This window comes from Pseudomonas sp. IB20, from assembly GCF_009707325.1.
Classification (GTDB): domain Bacteria; phylum Pseudomonadota; class Gammaproteobacteria; order Pseudomonadales; family Pseudomonadaceae; genus Aquipseudomonas.
The window spans coordinates 1,699,094-1,723,938 of record NZ_CP046103.1; the positions used below are offsets into that span (position 1 = coordinate 1,699,094).

Below are 24,845 nucleotides of genomic sequence, written 5' to 3' on the forward strand. Positions count from 1 at the left end.
CAACCCCGAGGGATTATTACTTGCGGCTTGCTTTTTCAAGCATGCGCAGAGCGCGCTCGTTAGCTTCGTCAGCAGTCTGTTGTGCTTTTTGAGCAGCAGCCAGAGCTTCATCAGCTTTACGGTAGGCTTCGTCTGCACGAGCCTGGGAGCGAGCTGCTGCGTCTTCAGTTGCAGTCAGACGAGCTTCGGTTTCTTTGGAGACGCTGCTGCAACCGGTAGCCAGAACTGCGGCCAGAGCCAGAGCAGAGAATTTCAGAACGTTGTTCATCGTGTTCCCCTTCAAGGACTTTCTATTAAATGGCTACTTTCTCAGAGTGAGCTGATAGCCGGCGTACATACTACTCATTACTTGTAGTAAGTAAACTGACGTAGCGCAAGAAGCAAAAAAAATTCTTGTGCCGATTCTATTTTGGCTAATCTTTTGGCGGTTTGTATAAAAACCATCCAGATTTTTTCATTCTGACGGGAGCTGGGTCCAAGCTGAAAGGTCCGGCCCGCATGTGTCAGTGCGGCTAAACAGGTAAAGATTTATATATCCACGTTGACACTTATTTTCAGTTGGCCTTTACCGCCCCCGGCATCTTTTGCGCATGTAGAGGTGACTTTAAGAGCGCCAGTTCGTCTCAAGCTTCAACTGCCGGCAATGTTCAGGCTATCGATCTCTGATTGATCGGAGCCCTTTCTGTAACCGCCAGCGGTAGGGGATGACGAGTGCGCCTTGAGCAATTTCAGGATTGGTGCCTACTATTCCCTACGTGCTGGTTGTGAGCGCTTAGGTTTTCTCGTTGTCGAAACCGGCACGGGGTGGCGTAGATGTTCCTTCGCCGGAAAAACATCGGTAAGGTAGGGGTCGAAATCCAAGACCCGCGAGGAGTAGTGATGAGCGAGGCGTTGTCCATCCACCATGACCAGGCTGGTCATCAGTTCGAGACCAATGTGGACGGTCATCGTGCCTATCTGACCTATATGGACCTCGGGAAGCAAACCCTGGATATCTATCGCACCTTCGTGCCCAACGCTCTGCGGGGCCGTGGTATTGCGGCGGCATTAACCGAGGAAGCGTTGAAGTTCGCCGAAGAGGCTGGCTACACGGTGATCCCGTCCTGCTCCTATGTCGAACGCTACATGGAGCGCCATCAGCGCCATGCCGCGAGGATACGCAGTATGAAAAACGCCGGGCTAAGCCCGGCGTTTTTGTGTGCGCTCGATTCAAATGCAGGAGCAGTGATTCAAGTGCGTTTGCGTTTGGGCAATACGTCCTTGAGCTTGGCGTGCATGCTGCGCAGGGTGGTCTCGGTGGCGGACCAGTCGATGCAGGCATCGGTGATCGACACGCCGTACTGCAAGTCAGTCAGGTCTTTTGGAATCGCCTGGCAGCCCCAGTTCAGATGGCTCTCGACCATCAAGCCGATAATCGACTGGTTGCCTTCGAGGATCTGGTTGGCGACGTTTTCCATCACCAGCGGCTGCAGGGCCGGGTCCTTGTTGGAGTTGGCGTGGCTGCAGTCGACCATGATGTTCGGCTTGATCTTGGCCTTGCTCAATGCCTGCTCGCAGAGCGCAACGCTGACCGAATCATAGTTGGGCTTGCCGTTGCCGCCGCGCAATACCACGTGGCCATAGGCGTTGCCTTTGGTGGTGACGATGGACACGCCACCTTCCTGGTTGATACCCAGGAAACGGTGCGGGCTGGACACTGATTGCAGCGCGTTGATCGCAACCGTCAGGCCGCCGTCGGTGCCGTTCTTGAAGCCCACGGCCGAGGACAGGCCGGACGCCATTTCGCGGTGGGTCTGGGATTCGGTGGTGCGCGCGCCGATGGCCGACCAGCTGATCAGGTCCTGCAGGTACTGCGGCGAGATCGGGTCGAGTGCTTCGGTGGCGGTGGGCAAGCCCATTTCGGCCAGGTCCAGCAGCAACTGACGACCGATGTGCAAGCCGTCCTGGATCTTGAACGAGTCGTCCAGGTACGGGTCGTTGATCAAACCTTTCCAGCCGACGGTGGTACGCGGCTTCTCGAAATAGACGCGCATCACCAGGTACAAGGTGTCGGACACTTCAGCCGCCAGCACTTTGAGGCGCTCAGCGTATTCGTGGGCGGCCTTGAGGTCGTGGATCGAGCAAGGCCCGATCACTACAAAGAGGCGGTGGTCAGTGCCGTCGAGAATGTCACGGATGACTTCGCGGCCCTTGGTCACGGTCTGCAGGGCAGCGTCACTCAGGGGGATTTCGCGCTTGAGCTGATCGGGTGTGATCAGCGTCTCGTTGGATTCGACGTTTAGGTCATTGATCGGTAAATCAGCCATCGTGTTACTCGTCAGGGTCACGGGTGCCGGCCGCCAGCCATCCCCGTGCGGCGGAGCACAGCATGATTTGAATGCAGGGGCAGGGGGAGGAACCTTAGCGCGTAACACGGGCCCGCGACAATGGGCAAAGCCGGGTTTAATCCAGCGCTGGCGCCACAACCGCCGCATGGGAGAACTCACCCGCATGGCGCGAGACCCACTCGCGGGCCATGGCTTCGAGTTCTGCAGGCGACGGCTCGGCGTGGTCGTGCAGGCGGCAGTAGCGTTCGATCTGGCACACTTGTTCACCCATTCGCGCACCGAACAAGGCGTGCTCATCGGTAAAAGAGATACCGACGCGATAGCCCTTTTCGACCTTGCGGCACCAGGCTACATAGCCCGGATAACGGGCGCTGGGGCCCAAGGAAGGGATACGCAGATCAACCGCCGTACCCTGGCGCCAGGCACGCGGGCAATTGCAGGCGACGCCGCCCAGGCCGATAGTGTGCAGGCGTTGGCGGGCAATGGCAGGAGCGGGACGTTGGATTAACTCGACAGCGACATCATCAGGGTGAGGTAAAAAACGACCCATGTACACGGACTCCGAGCACCGTCCAATTGACGGCAGCAGCAGCAGTATAGTGAAGGAACTGGAATTGACCGACCTGGATATTGACCAGCAGTTGCTGGGATTGCCAGGTATTTCTCTTGTAGTGTTTACCAGTGTCGGCTGTTCCAGTTGCCGCTGGGCACGTCAGCAGTTGCCGGGTTGGCGCTTGCCGCTGGACCGCGTGTGCTGGGTCGATGCCGGGCACAACGGCGGTGCGGTCGAGCGCTACCAGATCTTTCATTTGCCCGCGTTGTTCCTCGTGTGCGAGGGTCAATTTCTTGGGCAATTACAGACACGTCTTACCCATACCGACCTTACCGAAGCGATTAATCAAGCCCTTACCCGTACTCCAGAGGAACTGCCATGACAGCACAGTCGCCCCGCATCGGCATTATTGGCACCGGCGCCATCGGTGGTTTTTACGGCGTGATGCTGGCGCGTGCCGGGTTCGATGTGCACTTTCTGTTGCGCAGCGAATACGCGGCAGTCAGCGAGCACGGCCTGCACCTCAACAGCACGCTGCATGGCAAGTTGCACCTGCACCCGGTGCAAGCCTATGCCCGCGCTGCGGACATGCCAGCGTGCGATTGGCTGCTGGTAGGCACCAAATCCACCGGCAATGTGGACCTCGCGCCCACCATCGCCCAGGTTGCCGCGCCGGATGCCAAGGTGGTGCTGCTGCAAAACGGCCTCGATGTCGAAGACAGCCTGCGCGAACACCTGCCGCCGTCGCTGCACCTGCTGGGCGGCCTGTGCTATATCGGCGTGCACCGCTCCGGGCCGGGCGTCGTCGAGCACCAGGCCTTGGGCCGGGTGAATCTGGGCTATCACAGTGGCACGGCGGCCAACGATGAGACGCGTCAGAAGGCGATTGTCGAAGAGGGCGCTGCGCTGTTTCACAAGGCTGGTATCGAGTCCCAAGCCATGGCCAATGTGCACCAGGCGCGCTGGCACAAGTTGGTGTGGAATGTGCCGTACAACGGCCTCTCCGTGCTGCTGGGCACCGGCACCACCGCGATGATGGCCGATGAATCCAGCCGCGAGCTGATCCAGGCATTAATGGCCGAAGTGGTCAAAGGTGCGCGTGCCTGCGGGCATGAAATACCCGCCAGTTACGCCGAGCAGATGTTCGCCATGACCGAAACCATGGACGACTACCTGCCCAGCATGTACCACGACCATGTGCACAAACGCCCCTTGGAACTGGCGGCGATCTACGCCCGGCCATTGGCCGCTGCGAAAGCGGCGGGGTGCGAATTGCCACGTATGCAGGCGCTGTATCAGGCCTTGAGTTTTATTGATCGGCACAACCGTTGATTCGGGGGAAACACCATGGCAAAGGGATTGGGCGACAAGCTGGTACTGGCGATTTCGTCGCGGGCACTGTTCGACTTGAGCGAGAGCCACAAGATATACCTGGCCGAAGGTGTGGAGACTTACCGCCAATACCAGATCGAACATGAGGAGGAAATTCTCGAGCCCGGCGATGCCTTCCCGCTGGTCAAGAAACTCCTGAGCCTCAACGCCAGCCTGGGCCGCGCCCGGGTCGAGGTGGTGCTGGTGTCGCGCAACAGTGCCGACACCGGCTTGCGCGTGTTCAACTCGATCCAGCATTACGGCCTGGACATTTCCCGCGCCGCGTTTGTCGGCGGGCGCAGCCCTTATCCTTATCTGGCCGCCTTTGGTTGCCACCTGTTTCTGTCGACCCACGCCGAAGATGTGCGCAGTGCGTTGGATGCCGGGTTTGCGGCGGCGACCATTCTCTCGGGCGGCCCGCGTCGGGCCTCGAGTGAAGAACTGCGGATTGCCTTCGACGGCGATGCAGTGCTGTTTTCCGATGAGTCTGAGCGTGTCTATCAGGCGGGCGGCCTGGCGGCGTTCCAGGCCAGCGAGCGCGAGTCGGCGCGCGAGCCTTTGCACGGTGGTCCGTTCAAGGGGTTCCTGGCGGCCCTCAACCTGTTGCAGCGTGAGTTTGCCGACGAGGCGTGCCCGATCCGCACCGCGCTGGTCACCGCGCGCTCGGCACCGTCCCATGAGCGGGTGATTCGCACGTTGCGCGAATGGGACATCCGCCTCGACGAATCGCTGTTCCTCGGCGGCCTGGAGAAGGCCGCGTTTCTGGAGGCGTTCGCCGCCGATGTGTTTTTCGATGACCAAGCCGGTCATTGCGAGAAAGCCAGGGAAGTGGTGGCCACCGGGCATGTGCCCCATGGCATCAGTAATGAGTTGAAAATCCACACTGAGAGCTAAGCCGAACTCCCGTAGGCGCTGCTAAGCTCATTCAATCCCCGCCATCCTGGCCCTCCAGGAGGTTCTATGATTCGTTCGATTCTGTACGCCACGGATCTTGGTCTGTATGCGCCCTATGTCATGCAACATGCGCTGGCACTGGCCCGAACGTTCAAGGCGGATTTGTATGTGATTCATGTGGTCGAGCCGATTGGGCTGTTCGCCGAATCGGTGTTGCAGAGCTACCTTGATGAGAAGGCCTTGAGTGAATGGCAGAGCCAGGGGCTGACCACGGTGATGGCGACGATCGAGCAGCGGGTGCTGGACAGTTTTCGCGAGGAGTTGGGGGAAGGGGAGCAAGACCTGGAATTGATTCGCTCGGTGCGGGTGATCCAGGGGGACCCGTGCGAAGTGATTCTCGACCAACTGCGCAAACTTTCCGTCGACCTGTTGATCGTAGGTAGTCATAGCCACGCAACCGCAGCGGCCACACCGCTTGGACGCACCGCTGCACGGGTGTTGCAGCTGTCTACGGTGCCGGTTTATCTGGTGCCGTCGTTACAGCGTCGACGCAGTGATGACATCTGAGCGGTAAAAACGATAAAAAAGTTCTAGATTTATCCGTCTAACCTTTAATATAGTTATATACCGTCGCTGATACCCGTGGCGTCTATCTGCTTTGAGGGATACATATGAAGCTTCAACAACTGCGCTACATCTGGGAAGTGGCGCACCACGACCTCAACGTTTCCGCTACCGCTCAAAGCCTTTACACCTCGCAACCCGGTATCAGCAAGCAGATTCGCCTGCTCGAAGACGAGCTGGGCGTCGAAGTGTTCGCACGCAGCGGCAAGCACCTGACCCGCGTCACCCCGGCTGGCGAGCGCATCATCACCACCGCCGGCGAGATCCTGCGTAAAGTCGAAAGCATCAAGCAGATCGCCCAGGAATTCTCCAACGAGAAGAAAGGCACCCTGTCGATCGCCACCACCCACACCCAAGCGCGTTATGCGCTGCCGCCGGTGATCCGCGATTTCATCAAGCAGTACCCGGACGTCGCCCTGCACATGCACCAGGGTTCGCCGATGCAGATCGCCGAGATGGCCGCTGACGGCACCGTCGATTTCGCCATCGCCACCGAAGCCCTCGAGCTGTTCGGCGACCTGGTGATGATGCCGTGCTACCGCTGGAACCGTTGCGTCGTGGTGCCACAAGGTCACCCGTTGGCCAAGCTGCCGAAACTGACCCTGGAAGCCCTGGCGGAATACCCGATCGTGACTTACGTGTTTGGGTTTACCGGCCGTTCCAAGCTCGACGAAGCCTTCAGCCATCGCGGCCTCACACCGAAAGTGGTGTTCACCGCTGCCGACGCCGACGTGATCAAGACTTACGTTCGCCTGGGCCTGGGCGTGGGCATCGTCGCCAAGATGGCGGTCGACACCACCCTCGACAAGGACCTGGTCGTGCTCGACGCCAGTGAACTGTTCGAGTCCAGCGTGACCAAGATCGGCTTCCGCCGTGGCACGTTCCTGCGTGGCTTCATGTGCGACTTCATCGAGAAGTTCGCGCCGCACCTGACCCGCGAAGTCATGGCCAAGGCGATCCAGTGCCACAACAAGCAGGAACTGGAAGAGTTATTCGACGGCGTAGAACTGCCGGTTCACTGAGTGGTTTATCTGGCCTCGGTAACCGTAAAGTGTTGCCGAGCGCCCGCCACTAGAATCTCCACCTCATCCCCTTCGAACTTGCCCAACAGGCTTTTGCCCAGGGGCGAGCGCGGGGTGATGACGGTCACCGGTTGCCCAACCACATCGACCTTCAGCCCCGCCGCGTCCGGCGCCAGAAACAGCCATTGCTGGCGACCGTTTTCGTCTACCAGGCCCAGCAGCGCGCCGACCTCTATCCCGCGGTGCTCATCGTAAGCCCGTAGCTGCAGGTTCTGGCACAGCGCCAGCGACTGCTTGATTTCCTCGACCCGTTTGGCTTGCCCGGCCGCCAAGTAGGACGCCTCCAGCCCGAGCGTGTCGTACTTGTTTTCGGCGATGTTTTCTTCGTGGGTCGCGGTCTCGTAGGCGGTCTGTGCGGCACGTTGAGCGATGTCGAGATCGACAGTGAGTTTTTCCAGGATCAGCTGGAGGACAGCGTGCTTATTCATGGGCATCAATCGCAGAATTGCAGGACATTCGCCTTGCTCTTTTCATTGGGCGCGTTCTGGTCCTGTTGCAGCCAGAACTGGCATTTGGGGTTGGCCAGGTTGCGCGCGTTGTTGCGCGCCTGGTCCAGGGTTTGCTGCTGTTCCTGCTTACGCAGGTTTTCCTGGTACTGCTCGAACATGCGGTTCGGCGGCTCAGGCGCCACAACGGTGGCGGGCTTGCCCAATTGCTGAACGGCCTGCGCCACCGGCGCCAGGCTTTGCGGGAACACATAGCGCGACGCCAGCCAGGTGGTCAGCACAATGGCGATAAACCCCAGCCAAAGGCCGAACGCCACTGCAATACTGAGCTTGAACAGCGACAACGAACGATCAGACATGATGGCCTCCTGGCGGCATTTACGGCGTGGTGGCGATTGTCGCACAGCCACTGTGCAGAATAATCGCGATCAAGCCTTCTGCATCGGCGCATTTATGCGGACAATCGAGCTTTTGAGCGTTGGAGCCCGGAATGAAAGCCCGCTGGGATATTTTTTGCAGCGTCGTCGACAACTACGGCGACATTGGCGTGACCTGGCGCCTGGCCCGGCAACTGGTGGTGGAGCACGCATGTGAAGTGCGCTTGTGGGTCGATGACCTGCGGGCCTTCGAGCGCATGTGCCCCGAGGTTGATGTGCAGCGCGACCAGCAGTGGCAGGAGGGCGTGGAAGTGCGTCACTGGCCGGCGCAGTGGCGCGATACACCCTCTGCTGACGTGGTTATCGCCGCGTTTGCCTGCCAATTGCCGCCCGAATACATGGAAGCCATGGCCGCGTGCGAACGCACGCCGTTGTGGATGAACCTGGATTATCTGAGCGCCGAAGACTGGGTAGTGGGTTGCCATCGCCTGCCGTCGGTGAAGTTCAAGGGCGTGCAGAAGTACTTCTTCTTTCCTGGCTTTCGCCCGGGTACAGGTGGGCTTTTACGCGAACGCGGGTTGTTGGCGCAGCGTCAGGCCTTTCAGCAGGATCGCGCTGCGCAGCAACAATTCCTGCAAGCGCTGGGCGTGTTTCCGGCGGCGGGTGCGCGTTTGATGTCGTTGTTCGCCTACGAAAATGCCGGGCTCGCCAGTTGGCTGGACGTGCTGGCGACGGACGGGCGTGCCACTCATCTGTTGGTGCCGGAAGGGCGCATCCTTGGCGATGTGCAGCGCTGGCTCGGTGTAGAAGGGCTGGCGGCGGGAGCGGTGCATCAGCGCGACGCCTTGACCGTGCAGGTGCTGCCGTTCGTGCGCCAGGAGCAATATGACCGCCTGCTGTGGTGCTGCGACTTCAACGCCGTGCGCGGCGAAGACTCGTTCGTGCGCGCCCAATGGGCCGGGCGGCCGTTGCTGTGGCACATCTATCGCCAGGACGAAGACATCCACCTGGATAAGCTCGATGCCTTCCTGCAGCTGTACACGGCGGCCTTGTCGCCCGCCGCCAAGGCCGCCGTGGTTGCTCTTTGGCAAGCCTGGAACGTTGGTGGCGATATGGCACAACCGTGGAAAATGCTGCTGGAGCACTGGCCGCAGGTGTGTCAGAACGCCCAGACGTGGTGTCTGGAACAAGGCTTGCAGGCCGATCTTGCGACGGCGCTGGTACAGTTTTATGAAAGTTGGATATGATACGCCACCTTGATTTTTGTAAATCCCATCCAAATTTCGGATATATGCAATGAAAACTGGTAAAGAACTGAAACCCGGTACAGTGATCCGTCTCGAAAACGACCCTTGGCTGGTTCAGAAAGCTGAGTTCACCAAGTCTGGTCGTAACAGCGCAATCATGAAGACCAAGCTGAAGAACCTGCTGACCGGTTACAAGACCGAGATCGTCTACAGCGCCGATGACAAACTGGACGACGTGATCCTCGACCGCAAAGAAGCGACCCTGTCCTTCATCAGCGGCGACACCTACACGTTCATGGACACCACCGACTACACCATGTACGAGCTGAACGCTGAAGATATCGAAGCCGTTCTGCCGTTCGTTGAAGAAGGTATGGAAGACGTCTGCGAAGCGATCTTCTTCGAAGACCGCCTGGTTTCCGTAGAGCTGCCGACCACTATCGTGCGTAAGGTTGCCTACACCGAAGGTTCCGCTCGCGGCGACACTTCGGGCAAGGTCATGAAGCCTGCCAAGCTGGCTAACGGTACCGAGCTGCAAGTGGCTGACTTCATCGAAATCGACGACCTGATCGAGATCGACACCCGCGAAGGTGGTTCGTACAAAGGTCGCGCCAAGAAGTAATTCTGGCCCCGCCGATACGAAAAAAAGCCCGACCTAGCGTCGGGCTTTTTTATGGGCGTCTGTTAATCAGACGGTCACGTGCAGGCGTACATCGACGTTGCCACGGGTGGCGTTGGAGTACGGGCAGACTTGGTGAGCGGCGTCGACCAGGCTTTGCGCGTCGTCCTGGGCCAGGCCCGGCAGGCTCACGTGCAGGTCGATATCCAGGCCGAAACCACCGGGGATTTGACCGATGCCGACGTGGGCAGTGATCGAAGCGTCATCCGGGATTTTGCGTTGGGTCTGGCTGGCGACAAACTTCAGCGCGCCGATAAAGCAGGCCGAGTAGCCGGCAGCGAACAGTTGTTCAGGGTTGGTGGCCTGGCCGCCGGCACCGCCGAGTTCTTTGGGGGTGGAGAGTTTGACATCGAGGATATTGTCGCTGGAAACAGCACGACCATCACGGCCGCCGGTGGCGGTGGCTACTGCGGTGTAGAGAGTTTGCATGGTGTCGTCCTCTTGATTTTAGCGCTAAATAGTTGCGCGCTAAGTAGTTGGTGAGGCGAATGTATAGCGCTAATGTTTAGTGCGCAATGTAAATGTACAAAAATATTCTGCGATGAGTGATCTCCTGACACACCACACCAACAAATGTGGGCGCTGGCTTGCCTGCGATTACGGTGTGTCAGCCGATGTATTCATGACTCATGTACCGCGATCGCAGGCAAGCCAGCTCCCACATTGGGTATTTGGCGTTGGGTCTACGGCGTCAGACGCTAGCCTGCAGATTTCTACGCAAGGCAATCAAATCGCTTTGCAACGTACGCAACTGCTCCAGCTGCAGCCCGCTGGCGCCGAGGATGCACTGCGGAACCCCCATGGCTTTTTCCTGCAAGGCACGGCCTGCCTCGGTCAATTCCACCACCACCACGCGTTCATCTTCGCGGCTGCGGGTGCGGCTGAGCAGGCCTTCGGCTTCCAGGCGCTTGAGCAGCGGCGTCAGCGAACCCGGATCGGTCAGCAGGCGGCTGCTGATTTCGCCGACGGTCAAGCCATCCTCTTCCCACAGCACCATCATGGCCAGGTACTGCGGGTAGGTCAGGCCGAGGGCTTGCAGCAGCGGCTTGTAGACCTTGGTCATCAGCAGCGACGTGGAGTGCAGGGCGAAACACAACTGGTTGTCCAGCATCAGGTTTTCGCAGGGGGCGGGATTTTTGCTCATGGCGGTGCCTCGAAAAAGCGTGTCTGGGCTGGAATCTAGCGTTCAAATGTTTAATGCGCCAGATAATTCTGTCCGCAGGGTCAGACCAATCCGCTTTGCAACGCCAGGTCCCACGGCGGTATGGGGCTGAAGCGCGCCTTCAGGTATTCCAGCAAGAGGCGGCTGCGGGCGTTGGCTTGTTGTTCCAGGCGCAGCGCGTAGATACCGCTGGTTTCCGGGCTGGGCAGGCCGTTTTCGCAAAACAGCGGCAGCAGTTCGCCGCGCACCAAGTATTCACTGGCCAGCCAGGTGGGTAAATGCGCGATGCCCAGCCCGGCCAGGGCGCCGGAGAGCAAGGCTTCGGCGTTATTGGCACTCATGCGGATGCGCTGCGGGCGATAGGTGGCACGGCGCCCATCCAATTCGAAGCGCCAGGCGAACATCGGCGCCAGGCCGTCCCAGTCGAGGCCATCGTGTTCGCTCAGTTCTCGCGGATGCGTCGGCGTGCCACGGCTTTTCAGGTAGGCCGGGCTGGCGCAGGCGATGCGCACGATGCTGGCCAAGTGTGTGGCGATCAGCCGGGTGTCGACGATATGCCCGGCGCGCAGCACCAGGTCGACCTTGCCCAGGTGCGCGCCCTGCATGTCGACGAAGCTATCGATCAAATGCAGGTGCACATCCAGCCCCGGGTACACCTTCAGAAAGTCGGCAATCACCGGCGCCAAGTGCCGTCGACCAAACGCCGCCGGCGCGTCCACCCGAATCAAACCTTCTGGCGCATGGCTCAAAGACACCGCCTCGGCCCGGGCCAACTGCAACTCGCTGACAATCCGCCGCGCCCGCTCGGCAAAGGCCAGGCCTGCCGGTGTCGGCACCACCGCATGGGTGCTGCGCTGGAACAAGCGGCTGCCCACCGAGCTTTCCAGGCTGTCGATACGCCGTGCCACCGCCGACGGTGTCAGCGGGTGGCGGCGGGCGGCCGCGGAAAAACTGCCGGTTTCCAACACATCGAGAAACAGGCTCAGTTGGTCGGTCAGGGTATTCGGGTTCATGGGCGCTTGCTTATGCGAGATTGGCACAGCCATTGTGCGTTGCTGTGCGTTTCCACACCAGAGCCGACTGCGTAGCATGCATGGCTTGGGCTTTTGGAGTGATGCGCAGTGTTGGATTTAGCGATGTACCTGATATTGGGCGCGGCCCTGGGCACGGTCGGTGGCCTGTTTGGCATTGGTGGCGGGCTGATCGCGATTCCGGTGCTCGGGGTGTTGTTCGGCCTGGACCAGCAGCTCGCGCAAGGCACTGCGCTGGTGATGGTGGTGCCCAATGTGATGCTGGCCCTGTGGCGTTACCACCAGCGCAACCGCATCGAACTGCGCCACGCGTTGCCGCTGGGGGTCATGGGTTTCAGTTTTGCCTGGCTTGGTTCGATCTGGGCGGTCGGCCTGGATGCCGGCGCCATGCGCATTGGTTTTATCGCGTTCTTGCTGACGCTCTCGGCGTACAACTTGGTGCGTATGTTCACCCCCAATGCGCCGCCGACTGCGCAGATGCGCTATTCCTGGCCATGGCTTGGCGTGCTGGGTGCTGCGTCCGGCTCCATGGGCGGTTTGTTTGGCGTGGGCGGCGCGGTGGTTGCCACGCCGGTGTTGACGAGCCTGTTCGGCACCTCCCAAGTGGTCGCCCAAGGCTTGTCGCTGGCGTTGGCGCTGCCCAGCACCAGCGTGACCCTCGTGACCTATGCCTGGCACCACGAGGTGGACTGGATGATCGGCGTGCCTCTTGCGGTCGGTGGGCTGCTGAGTATCAGTTGGGGCGTGAAAGTCGCTCATGCGCTGCCGGAACGGGTATTACGCGGCCTGTTCTGTGGCTTTCTGGTCGTGTGTGCGTTGATGCTGACCTTTAAAGTTTGAAGCCTTCGAGGATGTACTCCGCCAGGCAGTCGGTGATGGGGGAGTTCATGGACGGGTTACGCAGCAGCCGCAGGCTCATCGACGGCAACGCTGGAAAGCCCTCGTCGCTGCCGAGTATTCGCAGCTCTTCAGTGACCAGGCTTTCCATGCTGATCATGACTGCAAGTCCAGCGTTGACCACCGCCTGAATCGCCGCCACGTTGGAGCTGTGATAAGCCATGCGATAATCGCGCCCGGCCGCGTCCAGAGCCGTTCGCGCCCAATTCGTGTACAGGCAGTCAGCGCCGGAAATCGCCAGAGGCAAGGCCTCATGCTCGTCCACGCAGAAACACGACGAGGCGACCCACACCATACGATCAGTGCGCAACAGCTCGCCGATTTCACTGCCGGGTTCACGGCTGATAACCGTCAATGCCAAGTCCCGCCGCTGCATCAGCACCGTGGAAGACTCGCAGTGCATCTCGATCTGGATCAGCGGGTACGCCTTGGAAAACCGTTTGAGGATGCCCGGCAGATAACGCATCACGTAATCGTCCGGCGTACCGATGCGCACCAACCCGACCATGTGCGGTTCGCGCAGCGTGTTGAACACTTCGCTGTGCAGCTTCAGGATGCGCCGCGCATAACCCAGTAGCACCTGACCTTCGGGCGTCAGCCGCACCTGGCGGCCATCGCGCTCGAACAGCTTGCGCTGCAACACGTCTTCTTCCAGGCGTTTCATCTGCATGCTCACCGCCGATTGCGTGCGGTTGACCAGCTCGCCGGCGCGGGTAAAACCGCCTTGGTCGGCGATGGCGACGAAGGTGCGCAGTACTTCGGTGTCGATGCTGGGGTAGCCGGACAATTGATCAATCTCCGAGATGTATTGCATAAGAAACATTCGTTGGATTGATCATAAGGCCAGGCACACACTCTCGTCATCCCCACTGGAGGGCGAGAAGATGAAAGGTCAGAACGGTTATGTGTTGATGGCGAAACGTCCGTTTTCCGGGCTGTTTCAGCGGGTGGCCCGTTGGCAGGCGCTGCATCATGAGCGTCAGACATTGGCGAGCTTGAGTGATGACGCGCTCAAGGACATCGGGCTCAATCGCGGCGATGTCGAGCAGGACCGTCACCTGCATTTCTGGCAAGACCCGCTGCGAAAGTAACCCAGGATGCAGTAGGGTAGTCGGCGAGCCCACACGGAGAAACCTATGCCCGCCGACCTGTCTTTTTCACTCAAGCAAGCTCGACGCATAGCACTGGCGGCCCAGGGTTTTTCCGGGCGCCAGGCGCCGGCACTGGTCAAGGCCGCGCACCTTAATCGTTTGATTGAGCGGTTGGGCGTGCTGCAGATCGATTCGGTCAATGCCGTGGTGCGCTCGCATTACCTGCCGCTGTTTTCTCGCCTGGGCAATTATTCCCCTTTGATGCTTGAGCAAGCCGCCTGGAGCCAGGGGCGACGGCGCTCGTTATTTGAATACTGGGGCCATGAGGCCTCCTTGCTGCCCATGGCGCTGTACCCGTTGATGCGCTGGCGCATGGAGCGGGCCAAGCTGGGGCAGGGGATCTATTCGCAGATGGCGCGTTTTGGGCGCGAGCAGCAGGCCACCATTCAGCGCGTGCTGCAGACCGTCGAGCAGCAGGGCGCGCTGGGTGCGGGCAGTTTATCGACCCGTGAGGAGCGCGCCGGCCCATGGTGGGATTGGAGTGATGAAAAGCACGCGCTGGAATGGCTGTTCGCTGCGGGGCTGGTCACGGTCGCGGGGCGGCGCGGGTTTGAGCGGCTGTATGATTTGCCCGAGCGGGTGATTCCCGCTGACATTCTTCAGCAAGCGCCCCTGAGCGAAGCCTGCGCCCAGCGCGGCTTGCTGTTGCACAGCGCAACCGCGTTGGGCGTGGGTACTGAAAAAGACCTGCGCGATTACTTTCGCCTGGACCCCGCCGACAGCCGCAGCCGCCTGGCGGAACTGGTCGAGGATGGGCAGTTGCTGGCGTGCCAGGTGCAAGGCTGGAAACAACCGGCGTACTGCCTGCCCGAGCCGAAAGTGCCGCGAAAGGTTCCGGCCAGTGCCTTACTGTCGCCCTTCGATTCGTTGATCTGGGAGCGCAGCCGTACTGAGCGGTTGTTCGCGTTCCGTTACCGGCTGGAGATCTACACCCCGCAAGCCAAGCGGGTGTACGGCTACTACGTGCTGCCGTTTTTGCACAACGAGCGAATCGCTGCACGGGTGGACCTGCGTGCCGAACGCGCCAACGGGCGCCTGGCGGTGCACGCGGTGCACGAAGAAGAGCCGGGGCTGGATGAGGAAGGCATGCAGGCGTTGGCCCTGAACCTGCGGCAGATGGCTGATTGGCTGGGGCTGGAACAGGTGCAGCTCAATTGCCAGCGGCCCAGTGCTGCTCGGTTAAGAGTGGCAATGCTACAAACATGAGTTGTAGCGGTTTTTTGTGGCGAGCGGCTTAGCTTTTTTGTGGCGAGCGGGCTTGTCGTGGCAAGCCCACTCGCCACGGGAACCTCACTCGCCACAAAATCTCAGCGTTTAACCTGTTTCAAGGTCTCGGCAATCAGAAACGCCAGTTCCAGCGACTGATCGGCATTCATCCGTGGGTCGCAGTGGGTGTGGTAGCGGTCCGACAAGCCGTCTTCGGTGATCGGCCGCGCGCCGCCGATGCATTCGGTGACGTTCTGCCCGGTCATCTCGATATGAATCCCGCCGGCATAGCTGCCCTCGGCCTGGTGCACCTGGAAGAACTCCTTCACCTCGCCAAGGATCTGCGCAAAGTCGCGGGTCTTGTAGCCGCTGCTGGCCTTGATGGTGTTGCCATGCATCGGGTCGCTGCTCCACAGCACCTGCTTGCCCTCACGCTGCACGGCGCGGATCAGGTTGGGCAGGTGGTCGCCCACCTTGCCGGCGCCCATGCGTGCGATCAGGTTGAGGCGGCCGGGGTCGTTGTCCGGGTTGAGGATGTCGATCAAGCGGATCAGGTCGTCGGGGTTCATGCTTGGGCCGACCTTGACGCCGATCGGGTTGTTCACCCCGCGCAGGAATTCAACGTGGGCACCGTCCAGCTGACGGGTGCGGTCGCCGATCCAGAGCATGTGCGCGGAGCAGTCGTAGTAATCGTTGGTCAGGCTGTCGCGGCGCACGAAGGCTTGCTCGTAGTTGAGCAGCAGTGCTTCGTGGGCGGTGAAAAAGCTGGTTTCGCGCAGTTGCGGCGAGCTGTCCATGCCGCAGGCGCGCATGAACGCCAGGGTTTCATCGATGCGGTTGGCCAGTTGGCTGTATTTCTCGGCCAGTGCGGAGTTGGCGATGAAGTCCAGGTTCCACTTGTGCACTTGGTGCAGGTCGGCGAAACCGCCTTGGGCAAACGCGCGCAGCAAATTGAGCGTGGCCGTGGACTGGTGATAGGACTGCAGCAGGCGGTCCGGGTCCGGCACGCGGCTTTTCTCGTCGAAACCAATGCCGTTGACGATGTCGCCACGGTAGGCGGGCAGGGTGATGCCGTCGATGGTTTCATCATTGGCCGAGCGCGGCTTGGCAAACTGGCCGGCCATGCGCCCGACTTTCACCACCGGGCAGCCGGCGGCGAAGGTCATCACGATCGCCATCTGCAACAGCACTTTGAAGGTGTCGCGGATTTTCGCGGCGGAGAACTCGGCAAAGCTCTCGGCACAGTCACCGCCTTGCAGCAGGAACGCGCGGCCCTGGGTCACTTCGGCAAATTGACGGCGCAACTCGCGGGCTTCCCCAGCAAACACCAGCGGCGGGTAGCTGGCCAGGTTCTGCTCCACTTGCAGCAAGTGTGCAGCGTCCGGGTACTGGGGTTGTTGCTGGATCGGCAGGGCGCGCCAGCTGTCGGGGCTCCAGGGTTGGCTCATCATGAACTCGATTGGTTGATTGACGGTCGGGCGCCAATGTTATCAGCAATTAGTGCGTGACCTGTTGCCGCTGGTTGGCCGACAATCGCGCCTTTGCCGTACGGTAAACCCTTTAGGAGTAGTGATGACCGAGGAGCGTGTCGAGCGCCTGCTGGCTGAAGTCCATGATGATTTCGGCATGATCCGTGTGCTCGAAGTGGCGGATTACCGCTTTCTCGAGTTTGGCGACGCCATCGAGCAAAGCTGCGTATTTACCGCCGACCCGAGCTGGCTGGAATACGACTACACCCGCGCCATGTTGGTTGGCGCGTTGTGCCATGAGCAACCGGAGAGCGCGCTGTTCCTTGGCCTGGGCGCCGGAACGTTGACCCAGGCGTGCCTCAAGTTCCTGCCGCTGGAAGACGTCGAAGCCATTGAACTGCGCCCGGATGTGCCGCGCCTGGCCATTGAATACCTGGGGCTGGATGACGACCCCCGCTTGTACATCCGCATTGGCGACGCGCTGCAATTGCTCGACAGCGCTGAATCGGCCGACCTGATTTTCGTCGACCTGTATACGGATGTCGGCCCCGGCGTCGGCCATCTGGCCTGGACCTTCCTGGAAAACTGCCAGAAGAAACTCAACCCCGGCGGTTGGCTGGTGATCAACCAGTGGGCCACCGACGATGGCAAACCGCTGGGGGCGGCGCTGCTGCGTGGGTTGTATCACCGCCATTACTGGGAGCTGCCGGTGAAGGAGGGCAATGTGATTTTGTTGGTGCCTTCGGAGTTGGATCAGGAGTTGGACCTGGGGGCGCTAACGGCGCGCGCAGAAGCCTTGGCGCCGCAGTTGGGGTACTCGTTGCAGGCGTTGATCAAGGCTATTCGGCCGGCCACTTAGTTGCCGTGCGCACAGCCTGTCAGATACCTTTGAACACCCCCGGCCGCTTCTCAACCATCGCCCGCACGCCCTCTTTGGCATCTTCACTGTTGAGCAGCTTCTCCACCACCGCTTGCAACCCTGGCGCCGCGACGGCTTCGCCTTCCATGCGCGCCAGGCGTGCCGACATCAGCGTCGCCTGCACACCCAGCGGCGCCTGGCGGGCAATACGGCTGGCCAGTTCAATGGCGCGGGGCAGCAAGTCTTCGCTGGCCATCACTTCCTGCACCAGGCCCAGACGCAGCGCCTCGTGTGCATCAAATTCATCGCCGGTGAGCAACCAGCGCATCGCACTGCCCCAGCCGGCCACCTGATGGAAGCGCAACGTCGCGCCGCCGAATGGGAAGATCCCACGCTGCACCTCCATCTGCGCAAAGCGCGTGTTGCTCGCGCAGAGGTTGATGTCCGCCGCCAGCATCAACTCGATGCCGATGGTCAGGCAGTAACCTTGGGCGGCGACGATCACCGGTTTGCTGACCCTGGGCCCGGCGAACACGCCCCACGGATCGCAGCCGCCCAGCGGCGGTTGCCAGCCTCCCGACATCACGGCGCTGACATTGGCCAGGTCCAACCCTGCGGTAAAGTGATCGCCGTGGGCAAACACCACGGCCACCCGCGCCTCATCGTTTCGATCAAATTCACCATAAGCCAGGCTCAGCTCATTGAGCAGGTCCAGGTCAAAGGCATTGCGCTTGGCGACCCGGTCCAGGCCTAACAGCAAGACATGGCCCTGTAATTCACGGCTGACGCGACTGCTGCTGGCTTGATTCATCGGGTGCGCCCTCAGGGCTTGGGTTGAGTTTCAGACTAAAGGTCTTGTTCGACAGGTGAACCGTTTAAGCGTTATGAACAACAGGGCCGGGCCTTTGAAAAATAGCCCCTGGCGCAGCTATCCGCAAAGGCTTTGATGCAGCGCGGTTTATCGGTGCTTTTCTATAAAAAAAGCTCCCTTTTTCAGCTATTTCCGGTATAGTGCGCGCCGGCCTTTAACCGGGCCGCGTTTAGGTAGCGCAATTCCCCGAAGTCAGCTTCGGCTGCACGTCCGTACAGCGGACTCTCCCTTGACGAATCTTTTTCATTCATTCGTTTTCGCAAATCCCCGCCGACAAAGCAGCCAGGGCGACTCTTGAGTCTCAACACGGCATGCGCAGCTTTGGAGCATGGGTCTTTGCGGATGCACTTAGAGGCAGACCCATGACCCAGGAAACCGGCGGCTTCGCCGCTTTTAATCTTAACCCGAACATTCTTGCTGCCGTCATCGCGACTGGCTACGAAGAACCTTCGGCTATTCAGCAGCAATCGATCCCGATCATCATGGCCGGCCAAGACATGATTGGCCAGGCGCAAACCGGTACCGGTAAAACCGCCGCGTTCGCCCTGCCTATCCTGCACTGCATCGATCCTGCCAAGCGCGAGCCGCAAGCCCTGATCCTGGCGCCAACCCGTGAGTTGGCGCTGCAAGTAGCAACCGCTTTCGAAACCTACGCCAAGCAAATGCCAGGCGTAACCGTTGTGGCCGTTTACGGCGGCGCGCCTATGGGCCCACAACTGAAAGCAATCCGTAACGGCGCACAGATCGTTGTCGCCACTCCGGGCCGTCTGTGCGACCACCTGCGTCGCGACGAAAAAGTACTGTCGACCGTGAACCACCTGGTTCTGGACGAAGCTGACGAAATGTTGAAGCTGGGCTTCATGGACGACCTGGAAGTCATCTTCAAGGCGCTGCCAGCAACCCGTCAGACCGTACTGTTCTCGGCTACCCTGCCACAGTCGATCCGTGCCATTGCCGAACGCCATCTGCGCGATCCGCAACACGTGAAAATCCAGACCAAGACTCAGACCGTTACCGCGATCGAACAGGCTCACCTGTTGGTTCACGCTGACCAGAAGACCTCGGCTGTATTGAGCCTGTTGGAAGTCGAAGACTTCGACGCCCTGATCATGTTCGTGCGCACCAAGCAAGCGACCCTGGACCTGGCCAGTGCCCTGGAAGCCAAAGGCTACAAAGCCGCTGCGCTGAACGGTGACATCGCCCAGAACCAACGTGAGCGCGTGATCGACTCCCTCAAGGATGGCCGTCTGGACATCGTTGTAGCGACCGACGTTGCTGCTCGTGGCCTCGACGTTCCACGTATCACCCACGTGTTCAACGTTGACATGCCTTACGATCCAGAGTCCTACGTTCACCGTATCGGCCGTACCGGCCGTGCGGGTCGCGAAGGTCGCGCACTGCTGCTGGTGACTCCACGTGAGCGCCGCATGCTGCAAGTGATCGAGCGTGTAACCGGTCAAAAAGTTGCTGAAGTCCGCCTGCCGGATGCCCAGGCAGTTCTGGATGCGCGCATCAAGAAACTGACCAACAGCTTGTCGCCACTGGTGGCTGACGCTGAATCGACCCACGGCGAACTGCTGGACCGCCTGACTGCCGATATCGGTTGCACCCCACGTGCCCTGGCTGCAGCCTTGCTGCGCAAAGCTACCAACGGTCAAGCCTTGACCCTGGCAGCCATCGAGAAAGAACGCCCACTGGTACCGAACAACGCGCCACGCGGTGATCGTCCAGAGCGTACTGGCGACCGTCCAGACCGTGGTGATCGTGAGCGTCGTGCTCCGGTTCCATTGGCTGAAGGCCGTGCTCGCTGCCGTACCGCGCTGGGCGCGCGTGATGGTATCGCTGCCAAAAACCTGCTGGGTGCTATCCTCAATGAGGGTGGCCTGGCTCGTGAAGCCATCGGTCGCATCCAGGTCCGTGACAGCTTCTCCCTGGTGGAGCTGCCGGAAGACGGTCTGGAAAAACTGCTGGCCAAGCTGAAAGACACTCGCGTTGCCGGTAAGCAGCTGAAGCTGCGTCGCTACCGCGAAGATTGATTCGCCCTTGGGCTGATTGATCGCACATAAAAAATCCCCGACTGGTTCGGGGATTTTTTTTGCCTGACATTTGCCGCACTCAATCAAATGTGGGAGCTGGTTTGCCTGCGATAGCCATAGGTATCTACACATCTTTTTATGGGTTGAATTCTTTGGTTGTCGTGGGGTGCATATCCGTTATTTGGGTAACGGCTGCTATGGGTTCCGCCCTTACGGCGGGTCACTTTTGGAAAAGAGCCCCAAAAGTACCAAACCATCGCAGGCTAAAAGCAACACAAAAAGTTGTGTAGATGCCTATGCTGCGATAGCGGTACATCAGTAAGCGTATCTTTCACTGATACACCGCTATCGCAGGCAAGCCAGCTCCCACCTTTAGATCTCCGTCAGCCGAAGCGGTAGATGTCCATGCCCAGTGCGCCCAGGGTGAAGCCTTGGTGCGCCACGCTGAATTCGCCACCAGCGCCGCGCGCAAAGTACAGCGGCAGCAGATGCTCGTCACTGGGATGGCTGCGCACCGCATGGGGCGCCTGGCGACGGTAATCGTGCAAGGCCGTTTCATCGTTAGCGGCGAGTTTATCCACCACCCAATCACGAAAATCCCGTGCCCAAGGCTCGATGCTCTCAGGTCCGGCCTGCCAGTTCAGCTCGCCCAGGTTATGGGTGATGCTGCCGGAGCCGATCAACAGCACGCCTTGCTCGCGCAGGCTGGCGAGTGCGTGCCCGACCTGGGTCTGCAGGGCAGGGCCCATACGGCTGGGCAAGGAAACCTGGACCACGGGGATATCTGCCGCTGGGTACATCAGCGACAGCGGCACCCAGGTGCCGTGGTCGAACGGGCGTTGATCATCAATTCGCGCATTCAGGCCATCGGCGTTGAGCAATTCGACAATCTCAGCGGCTAACGGCGGGTTACCCGGTGCAGGGTATTGCACCGCAAACAGTTCGCGCGGGAAGCCGCCGAAGTCGTGCCAGGTTTGCGGGGCGGCGCTGCCACTGACGAGTAATTCCTGGCTTTCCCAGTGCGCCGACACCACCACAATCGCCTTGGGCCGTGGCAATTGCGCGGCCAGGCGCTTGAGCGCCGGGCCGCTGGCGCCGGGTTGCAGGGCAAGCATGGGCGAACCGTGGGAGATAAACAGGCTGGGGAGCATAAGTGGGGTCCTGAGCGTTAACATAGGCCCATCTTCAATCAGATCATTGATCTAAATCTAATATAAGTTTTAGCGCTTTTTGATCGAATTTTCAGGGTGATTCCATGGAGCCTAAGTTTTGGCAAGAGCGCTGGGCACGTAACCAGATCGGCTTTCATCTGCCCGAGGCCAACCCCTACTTGCAGCGCCACTGGCCGCAACTGACGCTGCCGGAGGCGGCAAAGGTGCTGGTGCCGCTGTGTGGCAAAAGCCTGGACCTGATGTGGCTGGCCAGCTGCGGGTATCGCGTGCTGGGCGTGGAGCTGTCTGAGCAGGCGGTGGAGGCGTTCTTCAGTGAGCAAGGGCTTGTGCCCAGGATCAGCCAGAGAGGCGTGTTCAAGGTGTACCAGGCTGATCTGGTCGAGGTGTGGTGTGGTGACTTCTTTGCCTTGGGCGCCGAGGCAGTGGCTGATTGCACTGCGCTCTATGACCGCGCAGCGTTGATTGCGTTGCCGCCGTTGATGCGGGCGCAATATGCTCGGCATCTGAACCGCCTTCTGGGATCGGGTTGCAAGGGGCTGCTGATCACCCTCGACTACGACCAGACAAAAAAGGCCGGCCCGCCCTTTGCGGTGATCGATGATGGATGACAAAGTACTGACCCTCTTATCGCCGTCGCGGGCAAGCCCGGCTCCCGCATCGACCGCCTCGTCTACAGTTTATGTGAACCTGAGCAGATCCCTGTGGGCGTCGGGCTTGCCCGCGATGGCGATTCAAGCACCCACAAAAAAGGGGCGATCAGATCGCCCCCTCCAGTGTCACTGCCTAGCTATCAGCCCCGGCGACGCAGTGCGTCGATCCGCTCTTCCAGCGGCGGGTGGCTCATGAACATGCGTGCAAAGCCTTGCTTGATGCCACCGTTGATACCAAACGCGGTCAGGCTGTCGGGCATGTGCACCGGCAGGCCCTGTTCGGAGCGCAGGTGCTGCAACGCGGCAATCATCGCCCCGGTACCGGCCAGGCGGGCACCGGCTTCGTCTGCGCGGAACTCGCGTTTGCGCGAGAACCACATGGTGATTGCGCTGGCCAGGAAGCCCAGTACCACTTCGGCGAAGATAGTTGCCACGAAGTAGGCAATGCCACGGCCGCCTTCGTTTTTGAAGATCACTTTGTCGACAAAGTTGCCGATGATCCGCGCGAAGAACATCACAAAGGTGTTCACCACGCCTTGTACCAGCGCCAGGGTGACCATGTCGCCGTTGGCCACGTGGCCGATCTCGTGGGCCAGTACTGCCTTCACTTCATCGTAGGAGAAGCGTTCCAGCATGCCCTGACTCACCGCAACGAGCGCGTCGTTCTTGTTCCAGCCGGTGGCAAAGGCGTTGGCTTCATAGGCCGGGAAGATCCCGACCTCAGGCATCTTGATGCCGGCCTCGCGGGACAGTTGCTCAACGGTTTGCAGCAACCATTGCTCATGCCGGGTGCGTGGCTGGGTGATGACCTGGGTACTGGTGCTCATCTTCGCCATCCACTTGGAGATGAACAGCGAGAACAGCGAACCGGCAAAACCAAAGACTGCACAGAAGACCAGCAGCTGATTGAGGTTCAGATCAACCCCGTTGGCCGCCATGAACCCGTTGAAGCCGAAAAGGCTCAGGGTGATGCTGGCAATCAGCACGACCGCCAGGTTAGTGGCCAAGAACAGCAGGATGCGCATCATGGTTGTAGAATTCTCCTCATGCTTAATATGTCGCGTACTGCGGGGTATATAAGGTGCGGCCTGGGGTGATTCAACCGAGCGACTATTTCAAACTGTGTCCTACAGCAAGAATGAAGCGCCTTGAAGGGATTTTCCGACCTGCAAAGCAAGCATAGGTCACTGCACTCATGCCTTCGCGTCCCGTAATTGCAAGGGGCTGACCGGTCCATGGTGTGCAGCGATAGCGGGAGAGGGGTGTAGCGCAGAGAAGTGTTGCCAGATACTCGCTGTACGACCGAATGCCGGTCGTACAGCGTCACATGTGTTACTGGCGATAGGACTTGAGGAAGTTGCCGATGCGACCAATGGCCATGTCCAGGTCATCCACGCGCGGCAACGTCACCACACGGAAGTGATCCGGCCACGGCCAGTTGAACGCCGTTCCCTGCACCACCAGCAGCTTTTCCGACAGCAGCAGGTCGAGCACGAACTTCTCGTCGTTGAGGATCGGGCAGACTTTCGGGTCGATCCGTGGGAACGCATACAGTGCGCCCATGGGTTTCACGCAGCTGACACCCGGAATCGCGTTGAGCAACTCCCAGGTGCGGTTGCGCTGTTCCAGCAGGCGGCCCTGGGGCAATACCAGGTCGTTGATGCTCTGGTAGCCGCCAAGCGCAGTCTGGATCGCGTGCTGGCTCGGCACGTTGGCACACAGGCGCATGTTGGCCAGCATGTCGATGCCTTCGATGTAGCTCTGGGCGTTGTGCTTGGGGCCCGAGATGGCGATCCAGCCGGAGCGGAAACCCGCCACGCGGTAGGACTTGGACAAGCCATTGAAGGTCAGGCACAGCAGGTCCGGCGCCAGGGAGCCGGTGCAGATGTGCACGGCGTCATCGTAGAGGATCTTGTCGTAGATCTCGTCGGAGAACACCACCAGGTTGTGCTGGCGTGCCAGTTCAAGCATGCCCAGCAGCACTTCCTTGGAGTACACAGCGCCGGTTGGGTTGTTCGGGTTGATGATCACCAGGGCCTTGGTGTTCGGGGTGATCTTGGCCTTGATGTCGGCCAGGTCCGGGAACCAGTCGGCACCTTCATCGCACAGGTAGTGCACCGGGTGGCCGCCGGCCAGGGTCACTGCGGCGGTCCATAGCGGGTAGTCGGGCGCCGGCACCAGCACCTCGTCGCCGTTGTTGAGCAAGGCCTGCATGGACATCACGATCAGCTCGGACACGCCATTGCCCAGGTAGATGTCTTCGATGCCGACACCTTCCACCTGCTTTTGCTGGTAGTACTGCATCACGGCTTTACGCGCGCTGAACAGGCCTTTGGAGTCGCTGTAGCCCTGGGCGGTCGGCAGGTTGCGGATCACATCCTGGAGGATTTCGTCCGGCGCTTCGAAACCAAAGGGCGCCGGGTTGCCAATGTTCAGCTTGAGGATGCGATGGCCTTCCTCTTCCAGGCGTTTGGCGTGCTTGAGCACTGGGCCGCGAATGTCGTAGCAGACGTTGGCGAGCTTGTTCGATTTGCTGACCTGCATGGCGATGTGATCCTGAAAATGAACGATCCAGACGGTGTGGACACTACCGTACTGTGAATCCTGCGAGGCCTGCACCCATAAATACGTTTGAATGCCGATAGCGCGGGTGCCAGACTGGCGTTTTGAAGAGGCGCAATCATACGTGCCGCCTGATCCATGGAAAAGACACAGATCAGGGTTTTTCAGTTGCCGAGGTG

General features: G+C 60.0%; 26 protein-coding genes and 2 pseudogenes. 14 read left to right on the forward strand and 14 right to left on the reverse strand.

From position 1 onward, the window contains the following. Positions 1 to 16: 16 nt before the first annotated feature. On the reverse strand, positions 17 to 268 hold the full coding sequence (gene oprI / locus GJU48_RS07905; RefSeq protein WP_003172710.1) for an outer membrane lipoprotei OprI: 252 nt from the start codon (positions 266 to 268) through the stop codon (positions 17 to 19). A gap of 611 nt (positions 269 to 879) precedes the next feature. Between oprI and GJU48_RS07910 the strand changes: the two are divergent. Continuing rightward, positions 880 to 1,158 (forward strand): annotated as a pseudogene (locus GJU48_RS07910) (GNAT family N-acetyltransferase); the annotation flags it as partial. A gap of 71 nt (positions 1,159 to 1,229) precedes the next feature. On the opposite strand, the gene GJU48_RS07915 reads toward GJU48_RS07910, so the two are convergent. Together GJU48_RS07915 and GJU48_RS07920 are read right to left on the reverse strand one after the other, a co-directional pair. Then, complete coding sequence (locus GJU48_RS07915; RefSeq protein WP_094952450.1) at positions 1,230 to 2,306, reverse strand: 3-deoxy-7-phosphoheptulonate synthase; 1,077 nt, start codon at positions 2,304 to 2,306, stop codon at positions 1,230 to 1,232. A 136-nt stretch (positions 2,307 to 2,442) separates the two neighbouring features. Beyond that, complete coding sequence (locus tag GJU48_RS07920) at positions 2,443 to 2,877, reverse strand: PilZ domain-containing protein (protein ID WP_094952449.1); 435 nt, start codon at positions 2,875 to 2,877, stop codon at positions 2,443 to 2,445. Here GJU48_RS07920 and GJU48_RS07925 point away from each other — a divergent pair. The 5 genes from GJU48_RS07925 to cysB all read left to right on the forward strand — a co-directional run bounded on the left by GJU48_RS07925 (position 2,876) and on the right by cysB (position 6,791). After that, entirely contained in the window at positions 2,876 to 3,262 is a 387-nt protein-coding gene (locus tag GJU48_RS07925) for a YbbN family protein (RefSeq protein ID WP_094952448.1), read from the forward strand. The genes GJU48_RS07920 and GJU48_RS07925 overlap by 2 nt on opposite strands. After that, complete coding sequence (locus tag GJU48_RS07930; RefSeq protein ID WP_094952447.1) at positions 3,259 to 4,212, forward strand: putative 2-dehydropantoate 2-reductase; 954 nt, start codon at positions 3,259 to 3,261, stop codon at positions 4,210 to 4,212. Before GJU48_RS07925 ends, GJU48_RS07930 begins: the two co-directional genes overlap by 4 nt. 15 nt (positions 4,213 to 4,227) lie before the next feature. Next, positions 4,228 to 5,145, forward strand: coding sequence for a 5'-nucleotidase (locus GJU48_RS07935; protein WP_094952446.1), 918 nt, complete (start codon positions 4,228 to 4,230; stop codon positions 5,143 to 5,145). A gap of 66 nt (positions 5,146 to 5,211) precedes the next feature. Continuing rightward, complete coding sequence (locus GJU48_RS07940) at positions 5,212 to 5,712, forward strand: universal stress protein (protein WP_094952445.1); 501 nt, start codon at positions 5,212 to 5,214, stop codon at positions 5,710 to 5,712. A 104-nt stretch (positions 5,713 to 5,816) separates the two neighbouring features. Beyond that, a complete protein-coding gene (cysB, locus tag GJU48_RS07945) occupies positions 5,817 to 6,791 on the forward strand; it encodes an HTH-type transcriptional regulator CysB (RefSeq protein WP_094952444.1) in 975 nt (324 codons plus the stop codon). A gap of 5 nt (positions 6,792 to 6,796) precedes the next feature. On the opposite strand, the gene GJU48_RS07950 is transcribed toward cysB, so the two are convergent. Together GJU48_RS07950 and GJU48_RS07955 are read right to left on the reverse strand one after the other, a co-directional pair. Beyond that, complete coding sequence (locus tag GJU48_RS07950) at positions 6,797 to 7,279, reverse strand: GreA/GreB family elongation factor (protein ID WP_094952459.1); 483 nt, start codon at positions 7,277 to 7,279, stop codon at positions 6,797 to 6,799. Positions 7,280 to 7,284: 5 nt separating this feature from the next. Next, positions 7,285 to 7,656, reverse strand: a complete 372-nt coding sequence (locus GJU48_RS07955) for a hypothetical protein (RefSeq protein WP_094952443.1) — start codon at positions 7,654 to 7,656, stop codon at positions 7,285 to 7,287. Between the two features lie 131 nt (positions 7,657 to 7,787). On the opposite strand from GJU48_RS07955, the gene earP reads away from it, so the two are divergent. Both earP and GJU48_RS07965 read left to right on the forward strand, forming a co-directional pair. Beyond that, positions 7,788 to 8,921 (forward strand): elongation factor P maturation arginine rhamnosyltransferase EarP, encoded by a 1,134-nt coding sequence (earP, locus tag GJU48_RS07960; RefSeq protein ID WP_094952442.1) that lies wholly within the window; start codon positions 7,788 to 7,790, stop codon positions 8,919 to 8,921. Positions 8,922 to 8,970: 49 nt separating this feature from the next. Beyond that, positions 8,971 to 9,543 carry an elongation factor P gene (locus GJU48_RS07965; RefSeq protein WP_003218698.1) on the forward strand — a complete coding sequence of 191 codons (573 nt, stop codon included), beginning with the start codon at positions 8,971 to 8,973 and terminating at the stop codon, positions 9,541 to 9,543. A gap of 66 nt (positions 9,544 to 9,609) precedes the next feature. Here the strand turns inward: GJU48_RS07965 and GJU48_RS07970 are convergent, their stop codons facing one another. The 3 genes from GJU48_RS07970 to GJU48_RS07980 form a co-directional block, all read right to left on the reverse strand. Further along, a complete protein-coding gene (locus GJU48_RS07970) occupies positions 9,610 to 10,029 on the reverse strand; it encodes an organic hydroperoxide resistance protein (protein ID WP_094952441.1) in 420 nt (139 codons plus the stop codon). A 262-nt stretch (positions 10,030 to 10,291) separates the two neighbouring features. Continuing rightward, positions 10,292 to 10,744: a MarR family winged helix-turn-helix transcriptional regulator gene (locus GJU48_RS07975; RefSeq protein ID WP_094952440.1), complete on the reverse strand. Its 453-nt coding sequence runs from the start codon at positions 10,742 to 10,744 to the stop codon at positions 10,292 to 10,294. Between the two features lie 80 nt (positions 10,745 to 10,824). Then, positions 10,825 to 11,775 (reverse strand): LysR family transcriptional regulator, encoded by a 951-nt coding sequence (locus GJU48_RS07980; protein ID WP_094952439.1) that lies wholly within the window; start codon positions 11,773 to 11,775, stop codon positions 10,825 to 10,827. A gap of 108 nt (positions 11,776 to 11,883) precedes the next feature. On the opposite strand from GJU48_RS07980, the gene GJU48_RS07985 reads away from it, so the two are divergent. After that, positions 11,884 to 12,633 carry a sulfite exporter TauE/SafE family protein gene (locus GJU48_RS07985; protein ID WP_094952438.1) on the forward strand — a complete coding sequence of 250 codons (750 nt, stop codon included), beginning with the start codon at positions 11,884 to 11,886 and terminating at the stop codon, positions 12,631 to 12,633. On the opposite strand, the gene GJU48_RS07990 is transcribed toward GJU48_RS07985, so the two are convergent. Further along, the gene (locus GJU48_RS07990) at positions 12,623 to 13,504 is read right to left on the reverse strand and encodes a LysR family transcriptional regulator (RefSeq protein ID WP_094952437.1); all 882 of its coding nucleotides are present in this window, start codon (positions 13,502 to 13,504) and stop codon (positions 12,623 to 12,625) included. The two genes, GJU48_RS07985 and GJU48_RS07990, sit on opposite strands and share 11 nt — an antisense overlap. Before the next feature lie 70 nt (positions 13,505 to 13,574). On the opposite strand from GJU48_RS07990, the gene GJU48_RS07995 reads away from it, so the two are divergent. Then, a complete protein-coding gene (locus GJU48_RS07995; RefSeq protein ID WP_256589289.1) occupies positions 13,575 to 13,781 on the forward strand; it encodes a DUF1127 domain-containing protein in 207 nt (68 codons plus the stop codon). 45 nt (positions 13,782 to 13,826) lie between these two features. After that, positions 13,827 to 15,047, forward strand: a complete 1,221-nt coding sequence (locus GJU48_RS08000; RefSeq protein WP_094952435.1) for a winged helix-turn-helix domain-containing protein — start codon at positions 13,827 to 13,829, stop codon at positions 15,045 to 15,047. Positions 15,048 to 15,148: 101 nt separating this feature from the next. Here the strand turns inward: GJU48_RS08000 and GJU48_RS08005 are convergent, their stop codons facing one another. Continuing rightward, entirely contained in the window at positions 15,149 to 16,495 is a 1,347-nt protein-coding gene (locus GJU48_RS08005; RefSeq protein WP_094952434.1) for a class II 3-deoxy-7-phosphoheptulonate synthase, read from the reverse strand. Between the two features lie 124 nt (positions 16,496 to 16,619). On the opposite strand from GJU48_RS08005, the gene GJU48_RS08010 reads away from it, so the two are divergent. Then, positions 16,620 to 17,375, forward strand: a complete 756-nt coding sequence (locus tag GJU48_RS08010) for a spermidine synthase (protein ID WP_094952433.1) — start codon at positions 16,620 to 16,622, stop codon at positions 17,373 to 17,375. Positions 17,376 to 17,394: 19 nt separating this feature from the next. Here GJU48_RS08010 and GJU48_RS08015 read toward each other — a convergent pair whose 3' ends face one another. Further along, complete coding sequence (locus tag GJU48_RS08015; RefSeq protein ID WP_094952432.1) at positions 17,395 to 18,186, reverse strand: crotonase/enoyl-CoA hydratase family protein; 792 nt, start codon at positions 18,184 to 18,186, stop codon at positions 17,395 to 17,397. A gap of 422 nt (positions 18,187 to 18,608) precedes the next feature. On the opposite strand from GJU48_RS08015, the gene GJU48_RS08020 reads away from it, so the two are divergent. Continuing rightward, positions 18,609 to 20,282 (forward strand): DEAD/DEAH box helicase, encoded by a 1,674-nt coding sequence (locus tag GJU48_RS08020; RefSeq protein ID WP_094952431.1) that lies wholly within the window; start codon positions 18,609 to 18,611, stop codon positions 20,280 to 20,282. A 383-nt stretch (positions 20,283 to 20,665) separates the two neighbouring features. Here the strand turns inward: GJU48_RS08020 and GJU48_RS08025 are convergent, their stop codons facing one another. Continuing rightward, complete coding sequence (locus GJU48_RS08025) at positions 20,666 to 21,433, reverse strand: DODA-type extradiol aromatic ring-opening family dioxygenase (RefSeq protein WP_094951862.1); 768 nt, start codon at positions 21,431 to 21,433, stop codon at positions 20,666 to 20,668. 104 nt (positions 21,434 to 21,537) lie between these two features. Between GJU48_RS08025 and GJU48_RS08030 the strand changes: the two are divergent. After that, positions 21,538 to 22,056 (forward strand): annotated as a pseudogene (locus GJU48_RS08030) (thiopurine S-methyltransferase); the annotation flags it as partial. Positions 22,057 to 22,244: 188 nt separating this feature from the next. Here GJU48_RS08030 and htpX read toward each other — a convergent pair. Both htpX and GJU48_RS08040 read right to left on the reverse strand, forming a co-directional pair. Then, complete coding sequence (gene htpX, locus GJU48_RS08035; RefSeq protein WP_083359430.1) at positions 22,245 to 23,132, reverse strand: protease HtpX; 888 nt, start codon at positions 23,130 to 23,132, stop codon at positions 22,245 to 22,247. Between the two features lie 304 nt (positions 23,133 to 23,436). Next, entirely contained in the window at positions 23,437 to 24,648 is a 1,212-nt protein-coding gene (locus GJU48_RS08040; RefSeq protein ID WP_017136168.1) for a pyridoxal phosphate-dependent aminotransferase, read from the reverse strand. Positions 24,649 to 24,845: the final 197 nt, after the last annotated feature.

Bases quoted from the DNA above. Each gene is read 5' to 3' on its own strand.
- GJU48_RS08000 (WP_094952435.1), top strand. From the start codon at position 13,827: ATGCCCGCCGACCTGTCTTTTTCACTCAAGCAAGCTCGACGCATAGCA.
- GJU48_RS07965 (WP_003218698.1), top strand. From the start codon at position 8,971: ATGAAAACTGGTAAAGAACTGAAACCCGGTACAGTGATCCGTCTCGAA.
- GJU48_RS08040 (WP_017136168.1), bottom strand. From the start codon at position 24,648: ATGCAGGTCAGCAAATCGAACAAGCTCGCCAACGTCTGCTACGACATT.
- GJU48_RS07980 (WP_094952439.1), bottom strand. From the start codon at position 11,775: ATGAACCCGAATACCCTGACCGACCAACTGAGCCTGTTTCTCGATGTG.
- GJU48_RS08005 (WP_094952434.1), bottom strand. From the start codon at position 16,495: ATGAGCCAACCCTGGAGCCCCGACAGCTGGCGCGCCCTGCCGATCCAG.
- GJU48_RS07990 (WP_094952437.1), bottom strand. From the start codon at position 13,504: ATGCAATACATCTCGGAGATTGATCAATTGTCCGGCTACCCCAGCATC.
- GJU48_RS08025 (WP_094951862.1), bottom strand. From the start codon at position 21,433: ATGCTCCCCAGCCTGTTTATCTCCCACGGTTCGCCCATGCTTGCCCTG.
- cysB (WP_094952444.1), top strand. From the start codon at position 5,817: ATGAAGCTTCAACAACTGCGCTACATCTGGGAAGTGGCGCACCACGAC.
- GJU48_RS07950 (WP_094952459.1), bottom strand. From the start codon at position 7,279: ATGAATAAGCACGCTGTCCTCCAGCTGATCCTGGAAAAACTCACTGTC.
- oprI (WP_003172710.1), bottom strand. From the start codon at position 268: ATGAACAACGTTCTGAAATTCTCTGCTCTGGCTCTGGCCGCAGTTCTG.
- GJU48_RS07925 (WP_094952448.1), top strand. From the start codon at position 2,876: ATGTACACGGACTCCGAGCACCGTCCAATTGACGGCAGCAGCAGCAGT.
- GJU48_RS08020 (WP_094952431.1), top strand. From the start codon at position 18,609: ATGACCCAGGAAACCGGCGGCTTCGCCGCTTTTAATCTTAACCCGAAC.
- GJU48_RS07940 (WP_094952445.1), top strand. From the start codon at position 5,212: ATGATTCGTTCGATTCTGTACGCCACGGATCTTGGTCTGTATGCGCCC.
- htpX (WP_083359430.1), bottom strand. From the start codon at position 23,132: ATGATGCGCATCCTGCTGTTCTTGGCCACTAACCTGGCGGTCGTGCTG.
- GJU48_RS07915 (WP_094952450.1), bottom strand. From the start codon at position 2,306: ATGGCTGATTTACCGATCAATGACCTAAACGTCGAATCCAACGAGACG.
- GJU48_RS07920 (WP_094952449.1), bottom strand. From the start codon at position 2,877: ATGGGTCGTTTTTTACCTCACCCTGATGATGTCGCTGTCGAGTTAATC.
- earP (WP_094952442.1), top strand. From the start codon at position 7,788: ATGAAAGCCCGCTGGGATATTTTTTGCAGCGTCGTCGACAACTACGGC.
- GJU48_RS08015 (WP_094952432.1), bottom strand. From the start codon at position 18,186: ATGAATCAAGCCAGCAGCAGTCGCGTCAGCCGTGAATTACAGGGCCAT.
- GJU48_RS07975 (WP_094952440.1), bottom strand. From the start codon at position 10,744: ATGAGCAAAAATCCCGCCCCCTGCGAAAACCTGATGCTGGACAACCAG.
- GJU48_RS07955 (WP_094952443.1), bottom strand. From the start codon at position 7,656: ATGTCTGATCGTTCGTTGTCGCTGTTCAAGCTCAGTATTGCAGTGGCG.
- GJU48_RS07930 (WP_094952447.1), top strand. From the start codon at position 3,259: ATGACAGCACAGTCGCCCCGCATCGGCATTATTGGCACCGGCGCCATC.
- GJU48_RS07995 (WP_256589289.1), top strand. From the start codon at position 13,575: ATGAAAGGTCAGAACGGTTATGTGTTGATGGCGAAACGTCCGTTTTCC.
- GJU48_RS07935 (WP_094952446.1), top strand. From the start codon at position 4,228: ATGGCAAAGGGATTGGGCGACAAGCTGGTACTGGCGATTTCGTCGCGG.
- GJU48_RS07970 (WP_094952441.1), bottom strand. From the start codon at position 10,029: ATGCAAACTCTCTACACCGCAGTAGCCACCGCCACCGGCGGCCGTGAT.
- GJU48_RS08010 (WP_094952433.1), top strand. From the start codon at position 16,620: ATGACCGAGGAGCGTGTCGAGCGCCTGCTGGCTGAAGTCCATGATGAT.